The 24,427-nt window shown below is 61.3% G+C and carries 17 protein-coding genes, 1 tRNA gene and 3 pseudogenes; 7 read left to right on the top strand and 14 right to left on the bottom strand.

The features are described from left to right. Positions 1 to 137: 137 nt before the first annotated feature. The gene (locus ISF28_RS25690; RefSeq protein WP_370663500.1) at positions 138 to 2,879 is read right to left on the bottom strand and encodes a polysaccharide deacetylase family protein; all 2,742 of its coding nucleotides are present in this window, start codon (positions 2,877 to 2,879) and stop codon (positions 138 to 140) included. Positions 2,880 to 3,083: 204 nt separating this feature from the next. On the opposite strand from ISF28_RS25690, the gene ISF28_RS25685 reads away from it, so the two are divergent. Both ISF28_RS25685 and ISF28_RS25680 read left to right on the top strand, forming a co-directional pair. Then, a tRNA-Ser gene (locus ISF28_RS25685) sits at positions 3,084 to 3,174 on the top strand. A 711-nt stretch (positions 3,175 to 3,885) separates the two neighbouring features. After that, positions 3,886 to 5,451 (top strand): DNA cytosine methyltransferase, encoded by a 1,566-nt coding sequence (locus ISF28_RS25680; protein WP_198120013.1) that lies wholly within the window; start codon positions 3,886 to 3,888, stop codon positions 5,449 to 5,451. 82 nt (positions 5,452 to 5,533) lie between these two features. Here the strand turns inward: ISF28_RS25680 and ISF28_RS25675 are convergent, their stop codons facing one another. From ISF28_RS25675 to ISF28_RS25650, 6 genes are read right to left on the bottom strand one after another with little or no spacing between them, the layout of a single operon-like run. Then, on the bottom strand, positions 5,534 to 6,022 hold the full coding sequence (locus ISF28_RS25675; protein WP_198120012.1) for a very short patch repair endonuclease: 489 nt from the start codon (positions 6,020 to 6,022) through the stop codon (positions 5,534 to 5,536). Positions 6,023 to 6,057: 35 nt separating this feature from the next. Next, positions 6,058 to 7,839, bottom strand: a complete 1,782-nt coding sequence (locus ISF28_RS25670) for an AIPR family protein (RefSeq protein ID WP_198120011.1) — start codon at positions 7,837 to 7,839, stop codon at positions 6,058 to 6,060. Positions 7,840 to 7,841: 2 nt separating this feature from the next. Next, entirely contained in the window at positions 7,842 to 8,825 is a 984-nt protein-coding gene (locus ISF28_RS25665) for a PD-(D/E)XK motif protein (protein WP_229519389.1), read from the bottom strand. 10 nt (positions 8,826 to 8,835) lie between these two features. Then, positions 8,836 to 11,748 carry a Z1 domain-containing protein gene (locus ISF28_RS25660; protein ID WP_198120009.1) on the bottom strand — a complete coding sequence of 971 codons (2,913 nt, stop codon included), beginning with the start codon at positions 11,746 to 11,748 and terminating at the stop codon, positions 8,836 to 8,838. Beyond that, positions 11,745 to 13,277, bottom strand: coding sequence for an ATP-binding protein (locus ISF28_RS25655; protein WP_229519379.1), 1,533 nt, complete (start codon positions 13,275 to 13,277; stop codon positions 11,745 to 11,747). The genes ISF28_RS25660 and ISF28_RS25655 overlap by 4 nt, the downstream gene beginning before the upstream one ends. Positions 13,278 to 13,300: 23 nt before the next feature. Further along, complete coding sequence (locus ISF28_RS25650) at positions 13,301 to 15,592, bottom strand: sigma-70 family RNA polymerase sigma factor (RefSeq protein ID WP_198120008.1); 2,292 nt, start codon at positions 15,590 to 15,592, stop codon at positions 13,301 to 13,303. A gap of 347 nt (positions 15,593 to 15,939) precedes the next feature. On the opposite strand from ISF28_RS25650, the pseudogene ISF28_RS31310 reads away from it, so the two are divergent. Beyond that, positions 15,940 to 16,122 (top strand): annotated as a pseudogene (locus ISF28_RS31310) (hypothetical protein); the annotation flags it as partial. 66 nt (positions 16,123 to 16,188) lie between these two features. On the opposite strand, the pseudogene ISF28_RS25645 reads toward ISF28_RS31310, so the two are convergent. Continuing rightward, positions 16,189 to 16,771, bottom strand: a pseudogene (locus tag ISF28_RS25645) (cupin domain-containing protein); the annotation flags it as partial. Between the two features lie 16 nt (positions 16,772 to 16,787). Between ISF28_RS25645 and ISF28_RS30745 the strand changes: the two are divergent. Further along, positions 16,788 to 16,871 (top strand): annotated as a pseudogene (locus ISF28_RS30745) (short-chain dehydrogenase/reductase); the annotation flags it as partial. Here the strand turns inward: ISF28_RS30745 and ISF28_RS25640 are convergent. Genes ISF28_RS25640 through ISF28_RS25615 form a run of 6 tightly spaced genes read right to left on the bottom strand, consistent with a single transcriptional unit; the run spans position 16,872 to position 22,069 of the window. Then, the gene (locus ISF28_RS25640; RefSeq protein WP_198120007.1) at positions 16,872 to 17,669 is read right to left on the bottom strand and encodes a c-type cytochrome; all 798 of its coding nucleotides are present in this window, start codon (positions 17,667 to 17,669) and stop codon (positions 16,872 to 16,874) included. Further along, entirely contained in the window at positions 17,666 to 19,270 is a 1,605-nt protein-coding gene (locus ISF28_RS25635; RefSeq protein WP_198120024.1) for a b(o/a)3-type cytochrome-c oxidase subunit 1, read from the bottom strand. The genes ISF28_RS25640 and ISF28_RS25635 overlap by 4 nt, the downstream gene beginning before the upstream one ends. A 16-nt stretch (positions 19,271 to 19,286) precedes the next feature. After that, the gene (locus tag ISF28_RS25630; protein ID WP_198120006.1) at positions 19,287 to 19,850 is read right to left on the bottom strand and encodes a cupredoxin domain-containing protein; all 564 of its coding nucleotides are present in this window, start codon (positions 19,848 to 19,850) and stop codon (positions 19,287 to 19,289) included. A 1-nt stretch (position 19,851) separates the two neighbouring features. After that, entirely contained in the window at positions 19,852 to 20,031 is a 180-nt protein-coding gene (locus ISF28_RS25625; RefSeq protein WP_198120005.1) for a hypothetical protein, read from the bottom strand. Positions 20,032 to 20,057: 26 nt separating this feature from the next. Continuing rightward, positions 20,058 to 21,353, bottom strand: coding sequence for a c-type cytochrome (locus ISF28_RS25620; protein ID WP_198120004.1), 1,296 nt, complete (start codon positions 21,351 to 21,353; stop codon positions 20,058 to 20,060). Continuing rightward, on the bottom strand, positions 21,350 to 22,069 hold the full coding sequence (locus ISF28_RS25615) for a c-type cytochrome (RefSeq protein ID WP_370663499.1): 720 nt from the start codon (positions 22,067 to 22,069) through the stop codon (positions 21,350 to 21,352). Before ISF28_RS25615 ends, ISF28_RS25620 begins: the two co-directional genes overlap by 4 nt. 181 nt (positions 22,070 to 22,250) lie before the next feature. Between ISF28_RS25615 and ISF28_RS25610 the strand changes: the two genes are divergently transcribed. The 3 genes from ISF28_RS25610 (at position 22,251) to ISF28_RS25600 (ending at position 24,426) form a co-directional block, all read left to right on the top strand. After that, positions 22,251 to 23,219 (top strand): HDOD domain-containing protein, encoded by a 969-nt coding sequence (locus ISF28_RS25610; RefSeq protein ID WP_198120003.1) that lies wholly within the window; start codon positions 22,251 to 22,253, stop codon positions 23,217 to 23,219. 113 nt (positions 23,220 to 23,332) lie between these two features. Further along, positions 23,333 to 23,785: a nuclear transport factor 2 family protein gene (locus tag ISF28_RS25605; RefSeq protein ID WP_198120002.1), complete on the top strand. Its 453-nt coding sequence runs from the start codon at positions 23,333 to 23,335 to the stop codon at positions 23,783 to 23,785. Continuing rightward, on the top strand, positions 23,785 to 24,426 hold the full coding sequence (locus tag ISF28_RS25600) for a methylamine utilization protein (RefSeq protein ID WP_198120001.1): 642 nt from the start codon (positions 23,785 to 23,787) through the stop codon (positions 24,424 to 24,426). The genes ISF28_RS25605 and ISF28_RS25600 overlap by 1 nt, the downstream gene beginning before the upstream one ends. The last annotated feature ends 1 nt before the right edge of the window (position 24,427 follow it).

Below are 24,427 nucleotides of genomic sequence, written 5' to 3'. Positions count from 1 at the left end.
CGCTAAAGGCAAGACCAAGATGGCAGTTATTGGCGCCTGCATGCGCAAACTGGCCCACCTGTGTTTTGGCGTTGTACACACAGGCAGGCCATACGACCCAAATTACGCTATGTGATGCTTGACGGGCAAGACGGTATCTACAATTTCTCGATCTGTCCCCGCGCATATGACGCGCCCGACCCGTTCGGCGCCAGCTCGAGATAGGTCTTGTACGCCGCCTTGGCCTTGTCGCCATCGCCCGCGCGCGCGTACGCGTCGCCCAGGTTCATGTACGCGATCGCGCGCGACGGATCCATCTTGATCGCGTTCTCGAACCAGCGCGCCGCTTCCGCGAACTTGTCCTGCTTGTAGAACACGAAGCCGAGATTGTTGGCGGCCAGCGCGAAGTTCGGCCGCAGTTTCAGCGCTTCCGTGAACTGCGTCTCGGCTTGCGCGTACTGCTTTTCCTTGTACAGCTGCAGGCCCTGGTCGTTCGCGCGCTGCGCCTGCTGGCGGCTCGACACCGGCACCGCGACCGGCGCCTTGAGCGTCTGCTCGTGGCCCTGCAGGTCCTTCACGACGACGGGCGCGGTCGGCGGCGCCGCTTTCGCTTCCAGCTTGGTGTTGAGCGCGATGGCGTCGTTCGACAGCTGCGCCGTGTTCGTATTCAGGAACTCGTTTTCCTCGGGCAGTTCGAACACGAAGTCGCCGCCTTCGGACCCCGGCAGGCTGCCGAAAGCGGGCGTCTGCTGCGACACGCTGGCCACCGCCGGCGCCACGTACGCCGCCAGTTCCGTCGCCGTGATCAAGCCGTCGCCGTTCAGGTCGGCCTTGCCGCCGAGGCCCTGCAACAGCGTCCACGTGAACACGGAATGGCCGTTCGGCCCGCCGTCGGACACCATCTGGTCCGTGCCGCCCGCCGTCAGCATCTGCCGCCCGAGCCGCTTGGCGTTATCGCGCAGGAAGGCCGCGTTGGCGCCGCCGCGCGTGAGTCCCAGGCCGCTGTAGCAGGCATCCATCACGAACAGCACGTGCTTCGCGGGCAGGCTCTCGGCGATGTTCTGGATTTCCGTCATCGGGATCGCGTCCGTGGCCAGGTTGTCCGGATCGGCGTCGTACGGCACGATGTAGCCGAGATCGCGGCCGGAACTCAGCTTGCGCGTGGCGCCGTGGCCGGCGAAGAACACGAACACGCGGTCGTTGGGCTGCAGGCCGCCGGCGCCTCCGTGACCGAGGAGATCATGGAACGCCGCGAGGATGCCCCGGCGCGTGGCCTGTTCGTTCTTCAGCGTGATCACGTGGTCGGACGCGAAGCCGAACTTCTGCACGAGCGTCTGCCCGACGCCTTCCGCATCGCGCACGGCGTACTGCAGGTGCGGCCATTTCGGATAGCCGTCGACGCCGACGACGATCGCCCACGAGCTGGCGTAACCCGTCGCGGCCGCGCGCGCGACTGGCGCCCGCGCCGCATTGGCGCCGCCCGCCACGCGGAAGGCCGTGCCGTCCCACCCGGCGAATTGATAGCCTTCCGCGACGAGACGGTCGAGGATCGTGGGCAGCGCCTTCACCGCGCGATCGTGGATGTCGTGGAACAGGATGATGCCGCGGCCTTCCTTCTCGACCGCGCGCAGCACGCGGTCGGCGATGGAGGAGGGCACCGGATCGGCCCAGTCGAGCGAATCGATATTCCACATGACCGACTTCAGGTGCGCATCGGCCAGCAGGTGCAGGCCCTCCTTGTTGTGCGCGCCGTAGGGAAAGCGGAACAGGCTCGATCGCTGCGGGTCGACGGCTTTCAGCAGCGTGTCCGTATTGAAGATCTCGGCCTTCAGGCTGTCGCCGCTCTCCTTCGACAACTGGGCATGCGAGAAGCTGTGGTTGGCCAGCACATAGCCCTCGGCCTTGAGCTTGCGGCTGACTTCCGCACCCGCGTTCAGCCGCGCGACGCCGTGCGCATCGAGCGTGCCGAGATTGCGACCGACGGTGAAGAACACGGCCGGCGCGTCGTACTGCTTGAGGATCGCGGCGATCTCCTCGCTGTAGCGGCGGTGCGGACCGTCGTCGAACGTGAGCACGATCGTCTTCTTCGGCAGGCCCGTGCCGAAGATCTCGGCCTCTTCCTTGTGCGCGGCCTTGTCGTTGGCCTTGTCGTTGGCCTTGTCGTTGGCCTTGTCGTGGTCCTTGTCTTGCGGCGCTGCCGGCTCGGGCGGTTCCGGCCTGGCGGGGTAGGGCAGCACGACGCCGTAGTCCTTGAGGATCTGGTCGCGCCGGTAGATCGTCTTGAGATAGGCGACGTAGCTCTCCCACTTCTCGCGCTTCTGCACGATGGCGCGCGACTCGAAGCGCCCGAACACGGCGCTGATCTCCTTCTCGTAATTGCGCTCGATCTCGGCCAGCGCGTCGAGGTCTTCCGAGATCCGCTTGTGCAGCTTGATCGCGGGCAGCGACGAATCCTTCGCCACGTGGTCGAGCAGCGACTGCATCAGCTCATGGAAGGCGAGGCGGTCGGCGTCGTACAGTCCTTCGTTCGACTCGACGTAATCGAGCAGGCTGCCGACCGCCTCGAAGCGGCGTGGGTTCTGCGAGCCGACGAGGCTCGCCAGCGCCTCGTCGATCTTGGCGATGCGCTCCAGGTTCTCGTGGAAGAGCTGCCGGCCGACACGGTTGACTTCTTCCTGGCCGGACTCCGAGAGCCCGGCTTCGTCCTGCGTCAGCACGACCATCTTGCGGTAGGCGGCCAGCACCTGCTTGAAGTCGGCGGCGATGGCGACGGCTTCCCTGGGTTGTCCTTGCGGTTGTTGCGCTGGCGGCGCCGGCTTGCGATTGACGAGCCAGGTGCCGCTGGCGGCACCCGCCGCGGCGACGGCGAAGATGACGAGATAGAGGGCTTTGCGTTTCACGTTGATGTTGAAAAAGTTTTATCGTGGCAACAATACCATCACTGGGGTGACATTTGCCAAGGAAAACTTGACGTTTGTGGGGACGCAAGCTTGTGGGCGGGGCTCGTGCGGCGGCGGGGATGCCGATTGCATGATGCTCTTGTACTGCCGAGAATCCTTGCTATAATAGGCGGCTTCGCGGACAAGCGGTCCGTGAACCCATCAGGAGAGATGGATGAGTGGTTTAAGTCGCACGCCTGGAAAGCGTGTATAGGTTCATAGCCTATCGGGGGTTCGAATCCCCCTCTCTCCGCCAGAATTTCACACCCCTTACAAGTCGTTGAGTTTGAAGGAATTTTCGACTTTTATAGCATCTAGGTTGGAGTACTCCTACGGTTCATATAGGCCCGACGGACCGTCTAAACGCAACCCTGCGCCCATCTTCCAAGTATCGTTGCAAGGCTATACGAAGCCCTGCAAGCGCTTCTACGTGTGATAACAGTCGATTGCGCGGAAGGGCGCCCTAAAGCCCCTGTGCAGACCTCCCGCGTTTCCCTTGGTTTCATTTGGCCGCTGCAGTAGAAGACCATACAGAAAAAACAAGAATTTGGTACGGGTACAGAAATTCTTTGCCCGAGACTATCAATGACCTTTGCAAGGTTGAGCTAATCCGCCGCCGCGACCCAAGAAAACATGTGAAGTTGTCGAGCGGGCCGCGCTGGAACGGGTGTCTTGGTTCGACCATCACAGGTTCTTTGATCCTCCTCGTCGCAAGCCACTGGTCGAGTTGAGGCAAACTATCGCAAGCAGTTGAGCGGTCAAGCTATCTCGGCCTGACTCGCGCTGACCGGTCTCGACGAAAGCCTAGGCGATTCAGTTTTGTTGTTGAGATGCTTGGCGCAGGGAACCCAACATCGGCTAGAATCGAGTGTTTCGAAGGTGCTTGGTGTCGCCGCCAAAAGGCAACGTTCACAGTCTGTTGGGTCGATTTAAGTTGCCAAAATTGTGGGATACAGAAGAAAAACTGATGGCAGAGCGTAGTAGAATTCCGGTAATCGATTTATTCGCTGGCCCCGGCGGGCTTTGCGAGGGCTTCTCGTCTATAGTTGATGAAAACGGCCTGCCGCAATTTTCGGTAAAAGTGTCCATCGAGAAGGACCCTATCGCTCACCGCACGCTGATGTTGAGAGCGTTGTTCAGAAAGTTTCCCAAAGGACGCGCGCCCGACGCATATTATGAATACGTGCGCGGCAAAATCACTCGCGAAGAGTTCCTTGCGCACCCGGACATAATAGCGGCGGCAGAAGAGGCCGCGAACGAGGCGCGCTGCGCCGAGTTAGGCGCGACCGATCACAAGACCATTGACGCGTGGATCAAGGAAGGCATTGGGGGTAACGCAAACTGGGTTTTGATAGGCGGTCCCCCCTGTCAAGCGTATTCGTTGGCTGGGCGCTCTCGACTCCGAGGCAAAGACCCTAAGGCTTTTGAAAGCGATAAAAGGCACTTTCTCTACACAGAATATCTCCGGATAATTCAAGAATTCTCACCCACGGTTTTCGTGATGGAAAACGTTAAGGGCATGCTGAGCTCAAAGCACAGCGGTTCTAAAATATTTGAGCGAATTTTGAAAGATCTTTCGGAGCCAAGGGAGGGCCTTGCCTATCAAATCCGCTCGTTTGTGGTGGATGGCAATGAGCTCAACCCCGGTGATTACGTGATTGAAGCGGATGACTACGGTGTCCCCCAAAGTCGCCATCGGGTAATTCTGTTTGGCATTAGGACTGATGTGGCTAATGCCACGCCTGCTCTCACTCGGCGACCTCGGCGGTTTTTGCTGCGCGAGACAACATCTAAGGTTACGGTGCAGCAAGCGTTATCGGGTTTGCCTCGATTGAGGAGTCGCCTCTCGAAAGAGGTGGACTCTCATAGGGCTTGGCACGCCGTGATGAAACGGGCTCCGACAAGTTTAAGCTACTGGCGGGAGCCAATTCGTGAGCGAATCAACATGCTCATGGTCGACGCGGCAGATAGGGCTGAGACGCTGCTCTCTGCGGGAGGTGATTTCATTCCCACAACGACGACGCCAGGCGTTGATATGCCCAAGGAGCTCCGACTTTGGTACTCTGACACCCGACTAGGGGGGGTACTTCAGCACCAAACACGCAAGCATATGCGGTCGGATCTCCATCGATATCTTTTTGCAGCGTGTTTCGCCGAGGTGAAAGGCTACGCGCCGTCGCTATATGACTTTCCTCCGAAACTCATGCCGGATCACGTGAATGTCAACGTTGACGAAGAGGAAATTCCGTTCGCTGATCGGTTTCGAGTACAAGTCGGCACGTTGCCGTCGTCAACAGTGGTGGCGCATATTAAGAAGGACGGGCATTATTATATTCATCCCGACCCTGCGCAATGCCGCAGCCTGACGGTGAGGGAGGCCGCACGTTTGCAAACCTTCCCTGACAATTATTTCTTTGAAGGCAGCAGGACTGAGCAATACGGACAGATCGGGAATGCTGTGCCGCCATTGCTGGCTAGGAAAATTGCAAAGATTGTCTACAGGTTTATGTCCGCCCCGAGGGTAAATTCCTAGGTAAGTGTTGATTTAATCGATTTTTCACCCTCCAAGGGGTAAAGGCCATTGGTCTGTAAAACGCCGATTTTCGTGAAGCGTATCAGCGGCTTTCTAGTGAGATTGAGGGTTGCGACCTAAGTGGTGCGGAGCCGATTTCCCCGATTTCGATATCACTATCGATCCATTCGATTATTCGCTCACGCAAGGATTTTATCGCTTCGGGGTCGCGAGTAGCGCACTCCCAGACGAACAGAACTCGCCAGCCCATTGCGCTGAGCCTGTCGACGGCTCTCTGGTCGCGATCGACGTTAGACTGCAACTTTTTTATCCAAAAATCTTGTCTCGTGCTAGGGATTTTGAAATACTTGCAGCCTTTATGGGAGTGCCAAAAGCAGCCGTGAACGAAAATGGCGATTTTTCGACTAGGCAAGACAATGTCCGGGCTTCCGGGCAAATCGCGTCGGTGCAAGCGGAACCTATAGCCAGCGCTGAAGAGCAGCTTTCTGACTAAAATTTCCGGTTGCGAGTTTTTGCCTTTAATGCCGGACATCATCCTACTACGAACGGCAGGTGAAACAGTGTCAGCCATGACGCGCTTTATCTTTCGATTCATTGGTCGCCGCGTCAAGTTTGCGCGGCCCGCACCTCCGGTATATTAGCCGCAGGAGCCGAATAGCTCGCGCTCATTACGGCATCCTTGCATTCGGGGCGCTTGGCCCATTCGGACACCATCCGTCCTCCTGCCGACAAGTGGAGGGCGTCGTTGACCTCTTTTGCCCAGACCGCGATTTGGGCCAGCAACTCCGGTGAGACCGCTTGCTTGGCCCAGACACGATCGAGATCGATATGGCTTCCCAGCTTCTCTGACAGGACCGAGATTGTGTATGCGGTGACATTGGCCTGGAACGCCTGAAACATCGGCCGCAAGAGTTTTTGCGACTCTCGGTAGATTTTTGCCTTCGCGATCATCGCCTTGAATTCCGGAACGCTCGGCAGGGGAGTGTCCTGTCCATCGACGGAAGCCAATGTGGTCATGAAGCGGTCGAAGTTCTTTTGCGAGCCGAGGCTGACGATATCCGGCTTGCGATCCCAAGCTGTGATGTATTTCGCCAAATCTGTCTTGGTGACTCGTCGGGCCGCCGGGATTGCGTCTTTTAGCGCTTTCAGCTTTGCAGGGGTCGTGCCCTCGCGAGTCAACAGGGTGTTGTAGCTCCCGGCGGCGCGCTCATAAAACCATTGGCTGACGCCATCTGGGCAATAAACGGTCCTGGATAGCTTCTCAATTTCGACGTGAAACGGCTTGTTCGCTGAAAGGTCCGATTGCTTAACGGAATTTTGGCTGTTGGCGAACCGAGAGATATCAGAAACCAGAGCCTCTTCTTTTGTTGAGTCCAGAGTCTTCATCACGATGACTTTCGCCGGCACGCGTACGCGGCTAAGATCGGTGTTCGGGTATTTCTTCTTGGTGAAGTAGAGCGAGGCGGTCGTTTGTCCACCGTTCACAATCTGCAGGCCCTTGAGCCATGCGATTCCCGCAGCTCCTTCGCTCGGCTTGTCTAACCGCATTTCGTCAGCGACGATCACGATGCCGTTGTTGTAGGCCATAAAGCGCTCGGGCGCCGATCGCAAGGTAGATTGAATGCCCGCGTTGACGCCTTTGCCCTTAACGCTCAAGAACGAGCGGACGTTGGCTTCAAGAAGTCTCGCCCCGAATTTCTCGTAAAGGAGCCGTAGAGCTTCGCCAGGAACCGCAGTGAGCGCGTAGTCGTAGTCGTCGTTTTGACCAGGTACGAAGACGCAGGGAAGTGGGGCGCCTGAGACCTCGTTAAAGTTCACAACCAGTTCATCGCGCGGCTTGCCTTCGGACCAGTGTCGATGAAGGCGCTCAATGTCCATGATTTCGAGGCGCACGGCTTTCCCCCCGATGTCGCGGGTCTTGAAGCTCTTTGATTTTGCGACCTTGTCGGTAATGACATAAACCCTGATTTGCTCTAGATCATTGTAAATGGCGTGCAGGGTTTCAGCTAATGAGCGCACGTCGCTGGAGGGGTCAAGTTTTTGAGCCATCTTGCCCTCGGCGCAGAGCGAGAGAAAGCGAAGGCATTGTTCTACGGCTGTTTTGGTCTCAGAGTCGGGGATTTGGGTGGGGGTATCAACGTTGGCGTATAAGCTCACGAACAAGTCAAGCTGATCGTTCTCTTCGGACACGGAATATCCGCTGAGCCTCAGATTTGCGTTTCCGACCTTCCCTTCGTAGTGACATTCGACTGGCTCGAATGTCATGCCGATTTCCGACATGTGATCCATCACGATGCCGGCGAACACCAACTCCTCGTAGAGCGCTCCGTCTCTCATCTGCGAACGGACAGACGCCTGGGTCTCGCTCAGGAATTCACTCAAGTTCATGCTCAAATTGCTCCTAATTTTTTTAATGCGCCCTCGACGCCGACACTTTCGCCAGGCGCCTTGTCAAGGTCAATCTCATACATGGCTTTTATGATGCCAGCCGGCGCGTTGCCGGAGGTAAGGCGGGGGAAGCCATTTGATACCTCAATGACGCGCATCCCAGCCTGCTCAAACCGTCGTGTGTAGCGGTCAGCATGTGCGTCGATGTAACCGGCCGCCAAGAGGCGCTCAGCCAAGATCCGCTCCGCCTCAGCGTTGTTTTTGACGATCAATCGAATCGCTTCGACGGTGGCCGGCAAGTTCTGCCCACTGGAGGTTTGCCGCAGGCGTAAGCCCGCAACAAAGAGTGGTTGCCGTATCGCGTCGTCCAGCTGTTGAAGCGACCCAATTTTGGCGAGGAAACCGGTGGTTGATAGCGTGGTTTTAACTTCTAACGCTCCAGTGCCCAGTTCGAAGTCCTGTATCCCATCCAGCGGGCCGACCCATAGCGCGATAGCTAGCTCAGCGGGAACGCCAGCGTCAATGATGGCGCGAAGCAGAGTGAGCTCGCCGATCAACCCTAGCTCTGCCTCATAGCTCAAGGCTTGCGTACCTTTTCGCATGAACTCCTGCCAAGCCCCGATGCGGCTGACGAGCAATCGCAAGAGCTTGGTTTCATCAGCGCTGACCGCAGCTCGGTCATCGAGAGCGCCAATTACATCGCACGTCATGGCAGCGAACAATTCCGCGCTACCGGAGATCTTTCGGGTTAGAACGAGCCAGAGCTTGCCGCTGCCGTCTGGGTCGGCCCGCTCCACGGCAAAGCCTTGTCCTTCGGGCAGCTTGTCGGCCGCGGCAAGCTGCGCGCTGGGAAAGCCCACCAATACCGCCTCCGCGTTGTCTGGTGATCGTCTTCCCGCCCGAATCTGAAGCGGACCCGCGGAGGGAATGGCAATTGTTTGCCATCCTGGGGCGCTATCAGTCCCGAGTAGCGATGACCAAGCCATCAGGAATTCGTTATTCGGCCGGGCCATATTCCTGCGTCCAATAGAGAAGGTTCACTTCATATTCCACGCGAATTCCGTTCTCACTTGCGGGGAAAGCGATTGCGAATGCCATGATCGGCTTTTCCCAGCCCGGAACAATGAGATTCTCAGGAGATCGTTCCTTTCCTCTGTAATAGGGGGCGAGCGAGTAAATTAGGAGCAGCCCGCGATCAGCCTCGCCGCCGAGTCGATCTCGGGCCTCTCGAATGCCTCTTCCGCTAGGGACCGTTGGCAATTTGGTTCGGTCTCGGGCGGGGTCAGGGGTCCATGCCGCGCGCGTGCGCGCAAGCGCATCCTTCCAAATATCGTCATCGAGATCGATGCCCTCGTCCTTGGGGTCCGTAAGCACACCGATGGCGAACATCTCCGAGTCTCTCGCGGCCGGCGGCTCTGGATCCTCGGTCTTCCGCGTCTGAAAAGAGCTGACTTCAAAGTCGCCGGGGAATATATGGGTGGCGCCAACTCCCTCTCCTCCTGTAAGAAGAGCTACGCTCCATTTCCTTAATTTGCCGATGTCCACCATCTTTTTAATGAAGTCAGCCAACGGGCCGGTTTTGGCGCTGGTGGCGTTTGGATGCGTCGCGTATGCGTCCAAGAACGACAGCACATGCGGAGCGTCAACGTCTTTCCATAAGCGCGCGTTCGGCCATGAGTCGGCCTCGCCTTCACGTGAATACTTCGGCCCTTGCTCGAAATACGCTCCGAGCGAAGCAATGAGCGCATCAGTCGCGGCGAGATTTGCCTGCTGAACCTTGGCGTCTCTATGGAAAAGGATGGTCTGAGGCCGGGTGCCGCTATAGGTGAGGGAAAGCGTCTGTGCGTTTCGCATCTTCAACGGAGACGTGACTGTCAGCGTTTCATGCGACATCACCTTGAGGCCGTATTGTTCAGGCGTTAGCTTGGCCTTCGCCATGAAGTCAAATTCATCGCGCAACTCTTCCGACGCGTCCGCAATGTGCGCGAACCACTTCACCAAATCTGGCGATGTGTATAGGCGACACAGATCAAGGTAATCGGGCCGATACCCAAACCACCTGCCCATCTGCATGAGCGTGTCATACATCTTCGTTGTGCGGACGAAATAGCTCACGCAAAGACCTTCAAGAGTTAGGCCTCGCGCGAGCTTGTCGCCCCCGACAGCGATGATTTTGAGAGCCGCGCCAGGGGTGACGTAATCCAGCGCGTCCTTCGCGGTCCCGTTGACAGAGCGAACCACGACGTCATCTAGCGCTTCAGGCAGTTTCGCCAGAACGTCTTCCCACGACGGCAACGTCGAAGGGTGGTCGTGGATAGGCGAAAGCTCAGCCACTTGATTGCTCGTGGGGACGAAGTCTTCCTCCCAGAGTTTCCGCATTTGCGCTAGCAGGGCGTCAGCGTCGATGTTGCGGCTGATCTTCTGGCGCATGCGGCGCACAACCTCTTCGACTTGGTCACGAACATGGCGTTGTACCTCCACGTATCGAGTGACGTGAATCAGCATGGAGCTATGCTCATTCCCTTGCCCTCGCAGCTCTCGAGCCGCGCAGACCAGTGCAAACGTTTGGACTGCCTTGTGCAATGATGGTGGTATTGTTTCCTGTCCGTTGTAGACCGGGATATGTGTCTTCTTGTGCTTTGGCGGCATCCAACCCGCGTCGATCTCAGGATCGTAGTGGTCAAGGATGCTCCGCGTGAGCGGCAGGGCTCCGACGCGGCCATCTTTCGTCAGCTTTCCGAACATGCGGGCGGGGCCGACGTAGTTTGATGGAGCCGCCAGATTGATAATGAAGGCTTTCGGGAACAGGTCTGGGCCTTCTTTCGCGGTGGCGCCTTTGTGATGAATGTAGATGTTGGCGAATGGCGTCGCCGTGTAGCCGACATAGGCCTTTCGAGTGAAGGAGTGAAGAATGCGACGGATGAGGCGGTTGATTGTCTTCGGCTCATGCTCTTCGTCAGGAGTCCCATCCTCATTGAACACCTGTTCGCCGGTGTCCACCGACGCGTTATCTGCTTCGTCATCAATGATTAGAAGCGGCAGCTTGGTGACCAATTTCCAATCTGGAATCAATCCGGTCGTATCGGCTACCCGCGCCTGAATCCACTTGAGCAATTCCGTGAGGACGGTTTTCTGCTTCTTAACGACAAAAAGCCATGGCCTCTCCTCGGGAGAGATGCCGTTAAAATGCTTCGCGATCTTCTTGTTGAAATCGCCGTTTTCGGCGCGCGTGGTCGCTGAGTTAGTCTTGAGGTCCTCGCCGAAAGCCGCGACGCCGATGGCCGCGCCCGCGTCCCGGTCCGTGGTCGTCTCGTAACCCAAAAATCCCTCCTCAAGGCGGACCTGCGTCTGCGAGCGGAGGTTGTTGTGCATGCCAGCTAGCACGATAATGATTTTGTAGCCGGCATCAGCGGCTTTGTTTATGAGCCCAGTGTAGTTGCTGGTTTTGCCTGACTGAACGTGGCCGACCACAAGGCCTCGGCGATCCCACGGATCTTCCCGATTTGGATCTTCGAGAAGGCCAAGGATGTTATCGGTTGCCTCGTCAAGCTCACCGACGACAACGTCCGATAGCTTGGATTCCTGGTAGTCACGGTAGCGGCGCCAATAACTCCAGTCCTTTTTCCTGGCCGCGGTGAGCCAGTCGATATGGCCCGTGTTGTCCTTAAGCGTCGTGGCCTTGCCCATCCGATGGCTAAACCGTTGGATCAGGGTTGCGACCGCCTTGGTCTCGTCCAGCGCGACCGGAGGATCGCTCGCAAACATCACTGCAGCAAGCTTCACCTTTGCTGCAATGTAGGATGGCGTTATCTTTGAGGAATCCTTTTCAGCCTTTACGAGACGCTGCGCCGTAGCTATCACGTCTTCAAGCAGCTGCGCTTGCGCCGCCGCCTCTTCTGCTGCAATCATTTCGTGCTCCCTAGAGTAGCGACAAGCGCTGGATATTTCTGGAATGGCTCCGTTCGCGCCATCGATTTACGCGCTTCTTCTACGCTCAAGCCTTTCCGCTCGATCAGATCATCAAAAAGCACACGCGCGACTTCGATCACGGCAGCGTTAGGCTCCCCCTCAAAACTTGTTCGAGGGGTCTCTTTGTTTTCCACCGTGTCCAGCCAGATGCGCTGCACGGGAACGGTCTCTTCAATCACTCGAAGCATCGAGCGAATCAACGGAGCGTGGCTTTTTGCGCTCTCAAGGACCGCGGCGACAGAAGGGTGGGTCTCTTCAATCCGATAACGCATGCCTGATTTGAGGCGGTCAACACGCCACGCCTGTTCGATAGGTTCGTTGCCTTTCGCTGGCGTTGGCGTGCCACGATAGGCGAACACGCGTCGCGCTCGCTCTCGAGCGTTTTCAGCGTGTAGGGTAAGCCACGGGCGAAGAGTGACCGGCGGGCGCGCCTTGGATTTGCGGATATCAATCTTCCACTCAGCATCCGCTGTGTTGGGTATGTCGAGACGAATTCGGGTGAGTCGATGGATTTCTTCCCTGTTCCATGGGCGCGGGCTCCCAAGCCCGAGCCAACCGCCGGCAACCAAAAGGCGCTCATTACGGTACACGTAGAATCCTTGCTGGGTTGTCCAGCCCTCGGGGCCGGCATTCGCTTTGAGCTCCGCAGCGTTTAGTGCGTCCTGATGTGGCAAAACGTGACATTGTACGGAAACCACGCCATAGTCGGTTGGAAGCTTTGCGATTGGCGACGCCCATGGCTTTGCCGGATGGCCCGACATGAACGGGTCCCATGGGGATACAGGTCGATTGTTCAGGAACAGTGTTAGTCTGGGCCGAGGCCCCTGGAGCATCCTATGAAAAACCATCGCCAAGTGAGATTCGACGCCGTCGATGAGATCGTGGAAGCTGTCTGACGTGTATCCGGGAGTGACAACGCGATCCATCACCTCCCATAGAACTAACGTGCCCCCGTTTTGTCTGCCCGGTACGCTAACGAAAGGCTCCGACCCGTGAGCTGGGCCTTCGAACAAAAGCCAGCCACCGACTGGCGTTGCGGCAAGCTCGTCCAAGTCCCAACGCAGACAGCTCTCGACCCCTTCCTTAACGGTGGCGACGGTCAGCCTGCGGCATTGCGACAAGGACGCGGTCTTAAGACCCATGCCGAAGCGCCCGAGGTCGTGAGCCGAGCGGATTTCGAGAGGATTTTTGTCGCCTAGGCGCATCGCGTTCTCGAGCTCCTCGTCGGTCATGCCGCGCCCATTGTCGAGAATGGATACGCGACTGTTCGCTCCGCTCCACGCAAAGTCTACGCGAACTTCACTTGCGCCGGCCGAGATGCTGTTATCGATAATGTCGGCTAGAGCGGCAGCGGTCGAGTATCCTAAGCCTCGCAACGATTCAAGCATCGCCATCGCGTGCGGGGGCGCACTACGTGTCTTTGAAGTCATTTCCAATGATTTTTCTTCATGAACGAGGCTCCAAAGCATGCGTCTCGAGCGTGGTTTGAGAGCTATGCTTGATCATCGAGAGTCTGCTCGTGCTTATGGGGGGAGTGGCCAAAAAGCACGTGCGATAGCAGATCGATTTTGCTCGGCACCCTTAGCTTTCGGAGTGCTTTGGCTTCGATCTGTCTGACTCGCTCCCTCGTAACCTCATATCGCTGACCAACGTCTTCGAGGGTAAGTGCATCCGGGATGCCGATGCCGAACCTCAATCGGAGAATCTGCTCCTCTTTTGGCTTAAGGCCAGCTAAAACCTCGGCTACCTTGAAGCGCGCTTGCTCGCTTGCCGCGCAATCAAATGGGTCAGGCGAAGAGAAGTAATCCCGAGCGTCCGGCGCGATGATGTCATCAATTTCCAAGTCATCCATCGGCAGTGGCTCTTGTGCGATGCGCTGAATCGCGGATACCTTTTGGGCGCTCACATTTGCCTTGGTCGCGAGCTCATCGAGCGTTGGAGGACGGCCGCCTTCAGCTTCAAGTTCATGCGCTTGACGAACGATTCGCTGCGCTTGCTCGTGAATGTGCACTGGCAGACGAATGGTTCTGCATTTGTCAGCGATGTAGCGGCTGATGTGCTGGCGTATCCACCAAGTCGCGTAGGTGGAGAATTTGAAACCCCTGCGCCAATCGTAACGATCAATGGCCTTCAACAATCCCAAGTTTCCTTCTTGTGCCAAGTCGTCCAACGGCTCGCCACTGTAGAGATATTTCTTCGCTTGGTGGAACACGAGCTTCAGGTTCGCAGAAGCCATCCTGTCACGAGCATTTTGGTAATCTCGAATAGCGCCAACATACTGAGATTCGATGTCCGTAGGGCCATCGATTTGCAGATCCGCGAGTTCGGACAGGAATCGGCGACATAACCGCAGCGACGCCAAGCTGGCCCGAGCAGCCCTCCAGGCTGAGCTGCCGCGTTCGGTACTGATAGCGAGATCCGCTAGGCGCGTTAACGCAACCGAGAACTCGCCCGCGAACCTATTTGCTGGGCTGGGCGCATCGGATTGCGTGTCATCATCCATATCGGGTTCAGCGGCATCGTCAATATCGTCTTCCTCATCCATTTGGCCACTGGTGGGCGTGATGGAATCATCTTCGGCCAAACTTTCTGATTCAAGATCAGGTTGTGGCTCGGTCGGGTTGGTGGACATCCAAGTCAATGGCTTTTGCCTAGCCTCGACCATGGCTCCTGCGGCTAGCGTTATTTCTATTCCGCGCGGCCATGCGGCCAATACGTCCAGGGCTTCGTCGAGTGCAGATTCCATCGCCTGCCCAAGCGTGACCTCGTCCTTGGCACTGATTAGTTTTTGACGTTGGAAATCCTTCTGGTAAAGGCGCAGGGGCTCGGAGTATCGGGACTCAAGGTTGTCGAGAAGGGCCAAGGCGTCGGCGACTTTATCCGCTTCGCCCATCGTTTCCTCCGGGTTGACGAACACTTCAAAATTTTCGTCAACGCTCACATATTCGAATCGGTCGTCGACTTCTGCCCCAAGATCCCTGATGACCATTGTCAGTAACGCCTCTGCCTGAGCATTTGCTGACCGGTCGGCATTCAGTGATAATACACCGACCGCATCCTCGGGCACACTGCCCTCGCGGACCGCTCGCAGCAGCAATAAACGTAACAGCTCGCGCGCTTCGGGATTTTCAGCGCGGGCAAGCGGAAGCGAGACGTCTGGAAGATAGATGTCGACGTCGTCCCATCCCTCGGAGGAGTCAAATGGCTCGTGATTCGAGATGAATTCCTGGATCGCTCTTGCGTTCTCGGCTACAGCTGGATTTACCTCAGGCGGAGAAGCCTCCTCTTCCGCCTCCCACTCAAGCAAATCAAACGCCCGCCCGCCATCTAAGTCGACCTGTTCAGCGTCATCGTTTCGAAGATCAAAGACAGTTGTTTCAACGCTGTCGAAGCTTGGCGCAACAATATGGTCAGCGCTTCCCGTCACGTATCCATCGACAATCGAGGCCCGTTGGTCCATGGGTGTAGCGGTCATTTCTGCGGATGGAATCTGATCAGGTGACGGCGTTATCTCTTCAAAGAGGGCTGCTGCCTCCAGTGCGCCGGCATCGACTGCGATGATATAAGCGCTCTTTCCGGACGGAGCGAGCAGGTCTTTGTCTGCTCCGGCACTCAGCAATAGCTGACAGATTGAAGATTTATTGCGCGCGGCAGCTAACATGAGAGCGGTGAAGCCGTTTCCGTCTCGCGCATTAATATTGTCCCCTCGGTCGATATGGAGCTGAACGGCGCTCTCGACCCCGGCGATAACTGCCATCTTCAAAAAGCGGTTTAGATGGTCCACGCTTGGAGCGCCTATATAAGTCATTTGCGTGCCCCGACCTTATCTCTTGCAGGGATGATCTCCAGCAATATTTTAAACGGTCATTCACTACGTCTTAACGTTGATAAGCCAGTGTTTGTTGCCAGCAACCGGCTCTTTGTTTCGTGAGCATCTCAGCTTTGCCAGAACTCTTTTTCAAGAAAGAGTTCTTGTGTCATGGCAAATTCTACAGCAGACATCTTGAGGTAGCACCACTTATTGGTGTTATTTTTGCAACCTTATAGTGGCGAGTAGTTAGATTGCGTGAGAAGTCGGTGTAGCCTATCTGCTAATTAGCGGGGCGCCGCCAGCTGAACGCGCGTTCGACGATGGCACCAAGCCAGCGCTGTACGCGCAATGGCCAAGTCGTCCTGTTCGACCTCAGCGCGGCTCCCATGCTGGCGGACGTCGCACACCGCTACGCCGATCGAACAATGTACGTGATGGGCCCTATTCGCGATAAGCTACATGCGGGCGCGCTGCTGGTTCGTCGGCCCGACGGCACCGCCGCGTGGCGTGCGATGGTTCGCCTGACACCACCGGTATTGCGCATGCCGCCCGCTGGCTCGGCAACTTGGTCACGCCGCCCGCGCATTACTCCCCGGCGGCACCCCCACATGACGCGCAATATAGCCCACTCGCTCGGCCACCTCCGCGATGCTGCCGCGCCGCAGCAGGTCTTGCGTGAGCGCCATCCGCCAGGTCAGCATGTAGGGCATCGGCGCCATGCCGACCGTGCGGCTGAAACGCTCGAAGAACCCGGAGCTCGACAGCGTGGCCTCGTGCGCGAGGTCGGCGACGGTCCATGCTTGCGCCGGCGCCTCGTGCAGCGCGCGCAGGGCGTTCGCCAAGCGCGCGTCCGCGAGGCCGCGCACGAGTCCCGGCGACGTCTCAGTGTCGGTCGCGCCGCGTAGCGCTTCAATCAGCAGGACTTCCAGCAGGCGTGCCAGCACGACGTCGCGCGCGGAGCGCTGCGCGCGACTCGTCGTCCACGAGGTGCACGAGGTGCACGAGCTTGGCCAGCCGTTCCGCGCCGCGCAAGTGTATGACGCGCGGCAGCAGCGAAACGAGGATTGCCGCGTCGGTGGGCTCGAACACGCGGCGGCCGATGAGGAAGCGTACGTCGGGCGGGCCGTCGAGCGTGCCATGGCGGACCTCGCCTGGTGCGATGTGCGTGGTGTGGCGCGCCGTGACGGATCCGGCGGCGCCGATGCGCATCCCGGCCGGCGCGGACGCCGAGGCGATGGCTGCTTCGCGTTGATCAGCGGCCCGCGTAGTACTTCGCCACCACATCGATCTCCTGGTCCGTCAACCCACGCACCGCATTGCGCATCTGCTCGTTGATGTCGTTCGCGCGCCGTCCGGCCTTGAACGCCTGCAGCTGGGCCACGATGTACGGCTCCGGCAACCCGTCCAGGATCGGCGTCGCCGCGCGCGCTACGCCCGGGCTGTGGCAGGTCGCGCAGGCCCCCACGTTGCGCATCGGCGAGCCGTTGCTGACGATCCTCGGCACCTCGGCCTGGATGCCCGCATGCCCCACCAGCGTCTCGCGCTGCTGCCGGGAGTAGAACGCGGCCAGGTCGCGCATGTCCTGGTCGGACAGGTTCGTGGCCAGCGGCTGCATGACGGCGCTCGGGCGGTGGCCGGACTTGAAGTCGCGCAGCTGCTTGTACGTCGACGAGGGCGGCTGGCCCGCCAGGTGCGGGGTGTTCGTGCCGACCGTCGCCGTGCCGCGCGCACCGTGGCACATGCTGCATTGCAGGGCCAGGGTGGCGCCGCGGCCGACGGCCACGTTGTCGATCGGGCCCGTGAATTCGCTGCTCACGATGACGGTCGTCGGATAGATCGCCTTCTCGTCCGGCAGGCCGGGGTTGCGGTAGGGCGCCGGGGCGCCGGCGGCGCTGCAGATGGCATCCCACAGCGACGCCGCGCCGGCGCGCGCGTGGACGCGCGGGAGCCACAGGAAGCCGACGGCGGCGGCGATGGCGACGATCGCGACGATGGCCGCGACGCTGATCGTGAACCAGCGGTTCTTCAGCGAGAACACCGGCGCGTTCATGGCGTGCCTCCGACCGGGACAGCGGGCACGGACGTCTGTTTCAACGTCGCCAGTTGCGCGATCGGGTAGCCGTAGTTGACGAGCGACAGGCCGATCATCAGCGCCAGCCACAGCGCGTAGCCGTTCAGCGCGACGGGCACGCGGCCGACCGCGTGCACGGGCTGGCTGAAACGGAACTCGGGCAGCTCGACGATGGCGGCGCGGTGGCCGCGCAGCAGCACGAGCAGGAACAGCACGCCGGACACCACGAGCAGCAGGCCGCCGATGGCGCTGAGGATGACGGTGACGGCCTGCGGCGCGATCTCGGGATTCGTGTAGTCGAAATAGGCCATGCGGCGCGGCATGCCCATGACGCCGACGACGTGCCACGGGAACGTCAGGACGATCATGCCGACGAACCACAGCCACAGCTGGGCCTTCATCATGCGGTCCTGGACGAGCGCACGTCCGGTCAGGTGCGGCCACAGGTCGTAGGCGAGGGCGAAGTACATGATGACGATGGCGCCCGCGAAGATGAGGTGGAAGTGGCCCGTGATCCACTGCGTGTTGTGCACGGCGAAGTCGAGCTGGTAGCTCATGTTGATGATGCCGCCCGCGCCGCCGAAGCCGAGCAGGATGAACGAGAACGCGACCGCGAGCATCATCGGATTGTGCCAGGGCAGGGCCTTGATCCAGCCGAGGGCGCCCGTGCCGCCGCGCAGGCGTCCCGCGATCTCGACCGACGCCGTGATCGTGAACACGGTGAGCAAGGTCGGCACCGTGACCATCGCCGTGAACACGGCATGCAGGAATTTCACGCCGGAGCCCACCTGCGGGTCCTGGAACAGGTGGTGCACGCCGATCGGCATCGAGAACACGAGGAACAGGACGAAGGAGATGCGGCCCATCACGTCGCTGTACAGGCGGCCGCCGATGGCGCGTGGCACGAGCGTGTAGAACGCGATATAGGCCGGCATCAGCCAGAAGTAGACGATCGCGTGCAGCGTCCACGAAAAGAACACGCGCGCGAGGCCCGCGTCGATCGTCGACTTGAAGCCGAGGGCCACGGGCAGGATCAGGAACAGGATCTCGACGGCGGCGCCGACGGACGTCCACGCCCACAGGTAGGCGCCGGCCAGGTTGGCGAACATCGGCAGCGGCACCGCCTCGCCCGGGTGCGCCTTCTTCCACACGCGCAGGTTCACGGACATCAGCGCGACCCAGACCCACGAGCCGACGACCACCAGCACGATGCCGATGTAGTAGGCGGCGTTGGCGATCAGCGGCGGATAAAACGTGTACAGGACGGAGGCCTTGCCCAGCGCGACGGGAATCATCGCGACGACGGTGCCGGCGACGACGAGGAAGAAGCCGGCCCAGGCCCAGCGCTGGCCGGCGAGCGGCTGCTTCAGCGCCAGTTCGACGATGGCGTAGCCGAAGCCCATCGCGACCAGCGTCGGGAACACATAGCCCATCGCGGAGCCGTGCGCGGTGACGGAGCGGTAGTACAGCTCGGGGTTGGCGATCCAGTCGCGCAGCGGGCTGCGGACGACCATCTGCCATTCGCCCAGCAGCAGGGCGACGAAGAAGGCGGCGAACGCAACCCAGAAATGGGCCAGCACCAGTTGGCGCGATGCTTTACTGAACACAGCTCAACCTCCTTCCTGGCTGCGCTTGCGCGCGCTGCATGAATTCGTCGCGCGGGATGACCTGCACGTGGGCCCACATCGCGGCGTGGCCGTTGCCGCAGAATTCGTGGCAGGGCATCACGTGTTCGCCGGGCGCGTCGAACCGCGCCCGGAAATTCGAGATGTAGCCGGGGATCAGCATCATGTTCACGTTGCTGTGGCTGACGGAGAAGCCGTGCACGACGTCCGCCGCCGTGGCGCGGAAATGCAGCGGCGTGTTCGCGGGGACGACGATGCACTGCGGCGTGAACGAATACTGGTTGGCCAGCACGCGCACCGTGACGGAGCCGTCCGGCTCGGCGACGGACCCCAGGTTCGTCTCGACGAATTCGCCCGCGATGTGCAGCGTGGCCGGGTCGATGGTTTCCATGCGCACGGGCGGCATCGCGGCCCAGTGCAGGCTCATATAGGCCATCATCGCGACGAGGAAGACCGTGATGCCGCCCACGATCCACGCCCAGCGCGTTTCCGCCGCGGCGGCGACGTCGTGCGGCGTGTGTTCGGTGGCCGCCATGTCAATCGCCTCCGCGCGCGACGAACACGAGGAAGTAGAAGGCGAGCCAGATCGCCATCACGATCGCCACCGCGAGGCCGGCCAGCGCGAACGCGCCGCCGGGGCCGCGGGCGACGATGGCGTCGACGCGGCGCTGCTGTTCCAGGCTGCCCTGGTCTTGGTCTGTCGGTTCCAGAAACATGGCCGTTCCTCGTTCCTCGTTTCCGCCTACTCGACCGTGGCCGAGCGCAGCTGGTTGACTTCGCGCGCCGTCACGGGCGCGCCCCGGTTGCCCCAGGCGGTGCGGATGAACGTCACCACCGCCGCGATCTGGTCGTCGTTCAGTTCCTGCGCGAACGGCGGCATCCCGTAGGGCATCGGATTGCGCCGCGTGCCGGGCGGGTAGCCGCCGTTGAGCACCATGCGGATCGGATTCACGGCCGAGCTCATGCCGATCGACTGGTTGCGCGCCAGCGGCGGATAGTGGGGCAGCTTGCCGCGGCCTTCCGCGCCGTGGCACGTGGCGCAGCGCGCGCCGTAGATGCGGCGGCCTTCCTCGTATGCCTGGTGGATGTCGGCGCGCAGCGGCGCCTCGGCCGGATCGGACGCGGGGCCCTGGTCGGCCGGGAGGCTCTTCAGGTAGACGGCCATCGCGCGCACGTCGTCGTCGCTCATGAACTGCAGGCTGTTGAACGTGACTTCGGCCATCGGCCCGTAGACGGTGCCGCGGTTCGACACGCCTTTCTGCAGCAGGTCGACGATGTCCTGCAGCGCCCAGTTGCCCAGGCCGGCCTCGCGGTTCGACGTCAGCGACGGCGCGTACCAGTTCTGCATCGGGATCAGGCCGCCCTGGAACGCCTGTTCCTGCGACGAGCCGCCCAGCGCGTTGATCGGCGTGTGGCACATCGCGCAGTGGCCCAGGCCCTGCACGAGGTAGGCGCCGCGGTTCCATTCGACGGATTTGCTCCGGTCCGGCCGATATTCTCCTTGCTGGAAGTACAGCGTGCGCCAGCCGATCAGCAGCGCGCGGTTGTTGTACGGGAAGCGCAGGTCGTGCTCGCGCGACGCCTGGCGCACGGGCGGCACCGAGCGCAGGTAGGCGAAGATGGCGTCGCTGTCGGCGCGCGTGACCTTGGTGTACGACGCGTACGGCATCGCCGGATACAGCAGATAGCCCTTGGGCGAGCGGCCCGTGTGCATCATGTTGTAGAAGTCGTCGGCGGTCCAGCTGCCGATGCCCGTCGCGCGGTCGGGCGTGATGTTGGGCGAGTACAGCGTGCCGAACGGCGTCGGCATCGGGCGGTTGCCCGAGAAGATCTTGGCGCCCGGGACCGTGTGACAGGCGATGCAGTCGCCGGCCTGCGCCAGATAGCGGCCCCGTTCGACGATGGCTTGCTGCGCTGGCTGCGCCGGCGCGCGGGCCGCATTGGTCTGCGCGCGCAGCGGGGCCCACGCGGCCAGCACGCATAGCGCCAGCGCCACGGCGGCGAGCGTGGTGTTGCGGATCAGGGCGCGCGGGATCATGGCCGGCCTCCTTTCTGCGGCTGGCTGCCGCAGGCAAGCGGCAGGCGCATGCCCGGCTGGCGCAGCGGGCGGGCGGCCGTGACGGGCAGCGACGCGAGATAGGTCGCCACGGCCGCGACCTCCGGCTCGGAGAGGCTGGACGCGATGAATTGCATGCAGTCCGGCGCGAGCGCCGTGCGCACGCCGAAGCGCCAGGCGCCCAGCTGGGCGCTGACGTAGTCGGCGCGCAGGCCCAACAGGCCCGGGATGCCGGGCTCGCGTCCGCCCAGTTCGGCGCCGTGGCACGTGATGCACGCCGGGATCTTCTTGGCGGGGATGCCTTGCGTGACGATGCGCTGGCCTTCGCGCACTTGCTCTGGCGACCTTTTCACGGCCGGTTGCACGAGGGGAGGCGGGTTGAGCGCGGCGAAGTACTCCGCCATGCGCATCAAGTAGGCGTCCGGCAGGTAGGCGAGCAGGTAGTTCATCGGCACGTACTTGCGCCGGCCGTCGCGGAACGCCACCAGCTGGTTGTAGAGATAACCGGCCGGCTTGCCGGCGAGGCGCGGGAAATAGACGTTTTCCACGCCCCGGCCCTGCGGCCCGTGGCAGCCGGTGCAGGCTTGCACGCGCGCTTCCATCGTGTCCGGAATGCGGTCGGCCGCGCTCGCCTGCGCGGCGGCGTGGCCGGCTGCGATCGCACTTCCCAGTCCAATCATGCCGAGTATTATTTTCATCGAATAAACTCCGCCGCCAAGTCACGCTGTCGGTATGAAAATTAGCACAGATGACATGACGAACGACGCACGAGTCGTTCGCGCACGGCCTGGTGCGGCGGTGCCCGCCGGCGCATGGGTGTCCGCGTCAGGCTACGTCAGGCTACAATAGGGGCATGACCGCAGCGCAGCCTCACACCCGATGAAAAACTGGATCAGCCGCCTCCGCGGCGGCGACAACACGGCCGCATCCAAGCCGGCCGTTCCCGAGGCCGACGACGCGGACGACCGGCCCGGCGGCATGGCCGCCGAGATCGAAGCGACGTATTACCGCTGGCTGACCGCTTCCGCCGGCTACGATGCCCCGGCCGACCTGCAGACCCGGATCCTCGACCAGGTCCGCGCGCTGGCGCGCGACCCGGCCAGCGCGGCCGAACTGGTGCCGCGCGTTCCGGAAGTGATCCCCCAATTGCTGCGCAGCCTGCAGGACGAGGCGTCCAATGCCGAACTGGCGCGCCAGGTCGCGCAGGACGTCGTCCTCGTGGCCGAAGTGATCCGCGAAGCGAACAGCGCGTATTACCGGCCGATGTCGCCCGTGAAGACGGTCGAGGCGGCCCTCATGATGCTGGGCCAGAACGGCTTGCGCATGCTGCTCGCGCGCATCGCTTTCCGCCCGATCATCAAGCTGCAGGCGACGGGCTTTACGCGCGTGGCCGCGCCGCTGGTCTGGAACCAGTCCGAGAAATGCGCGCTGGCCGCGAGCCTGATGGCGCCGGGCCTGACGGCCGGCGCGTTCGAAGCGTATCTGGCGGGCCTGATGCAGAATCTCGGCCTCGTCGTCGGCTTCCGCCTGGCCGACCGCGTCTGCGCGGACGGCAAGGTGCCCGGGGCCAGCGAGTTCGGCCTGGAATTGCTGGCCGAGGGCCGCAACCTGTCGGCGGCCATCGCCAGGCACTGGGACTTCCCGCAGCCGGTCGCGGACGCCATCGCGCACGCGGGCGATCCGGACGACGAGAACCTGGCCCAGGCGCTCGCGCTGGGCGACCGCATCGCCAAGCTGCGCCTCTTGATCGACGCCAATGTCGTCGACGAGGACGACGATTTCGTCACCGAGGGCCTCGACAACTTCCAGCGCCGCTGCCTGGGCAAGCTCGGCACTGTCGAAAGCTGATCTTTCACATACGATGCGCCACACCCCGTGTTGCCACCGCTGGGTTTCCGTGTAATCATGATTTTCGGACACGAAACTTTTGCCAGGGTAATAAATCACGTGGAGACCGGACGATGATCCGCAAGACGAAAGTTGCATCGCTAATCTTGGCGCTGGCGCTGCTGCCGTGGTGCGGCGGCCAGGCCGTGGCCGGGCCGCTGGATGAGGCGAAGGCCAAGGCTCACCTGGACGCCGTCGCCGCCGGCGACCTGGAGGCGCTGATGCGCGACTATGCGGACGACGCCTACATGGAGTGGGTCGGCGGGCCGCTGGACGGCCGTTACCGGGGCAAGGCCGAGATCCGCGCCGTCTGGCAGAAATTCATCGCGGCGAACGGCGGCCAGCCGCGTCCGGCCACGTTCGGCAAGCTGAAGGCGTTCACCAACCCGCGCGGCACGTCGGTGGAGGCCGGGGCCGGCTACGGCGGCAAGTTGCCGATGAAGGTCTGGCACGCGCTGACCTACCGCGACGGCGATTTGACGACCGAAGTCTGGCAGATCGCGCCCGCGCTGCAGATCGAGCCGTGATGCGTTTGTCGTTCCTGGCGTGGCCGGCGCTGCTGTTGGCCGGCGCGGCCGGCGCGGCCGGCGCCGCGCCCGTCGAGGTGCTCGTCCGGACGCCGGCGGGCAGCCCGCTGGCCGACGCCGCCGTGCTCGTGGAGCCGCTCGCGGGCACGCCCGCGCGGCCCCGCGTGCGCGGCCATGTCGCGATCGAGCAGCGCAACCGTGAATTCATCCCGTGGATGACCGTCGTGCAGACCGGCACCAGCGTCGACTTCCCCAACAACGACACGGTCCGCCACCACGTGTATTCGTTCTCGGAACCCAAGCGCTTCGAGATCAAGCTGTACGCGGGCAAGCCGGGCCAGCCCATCGTGTTCGACAAGCCGGGCCAGGTCGACATCGGCTGCAATATCCACGACTGGATGGAAGCCCACGTGCTCGTCGTCGACACGCCGTACTTCGCCCGCACCGGCGCGGACGGCCGCGCGACCGTCGCGGGCGTGCCGGCGGGGCGTTATCGCCTGCGCCCGTGGCATCCGCTGCAGAAGGCGGCCGCGGCGCCGGAGGAGATCGACGTCGGCGACGCGCCCGTGCGCGCGACGCTCGTGCTGGATGCGCGGCCGCGCGAGCCGAGGCCGCGCACCGAGGACCCGGACCGCTACTGAC

The sequence above is a fragment of the Massilia rhizosphaerae genome, from assembly GCF_016093545.1.
GTDB lineage: Bacteria > Pseudomonadota > Gammaproteobacteria > Burkholderiales > Burkholderiaceae_D > Telluria > Telluria rhizosphaerae.
Note: the sequence above shows the minus strand (reverse complement) of the source record. Positions and strands in the feature narration are given on the sequence as shown.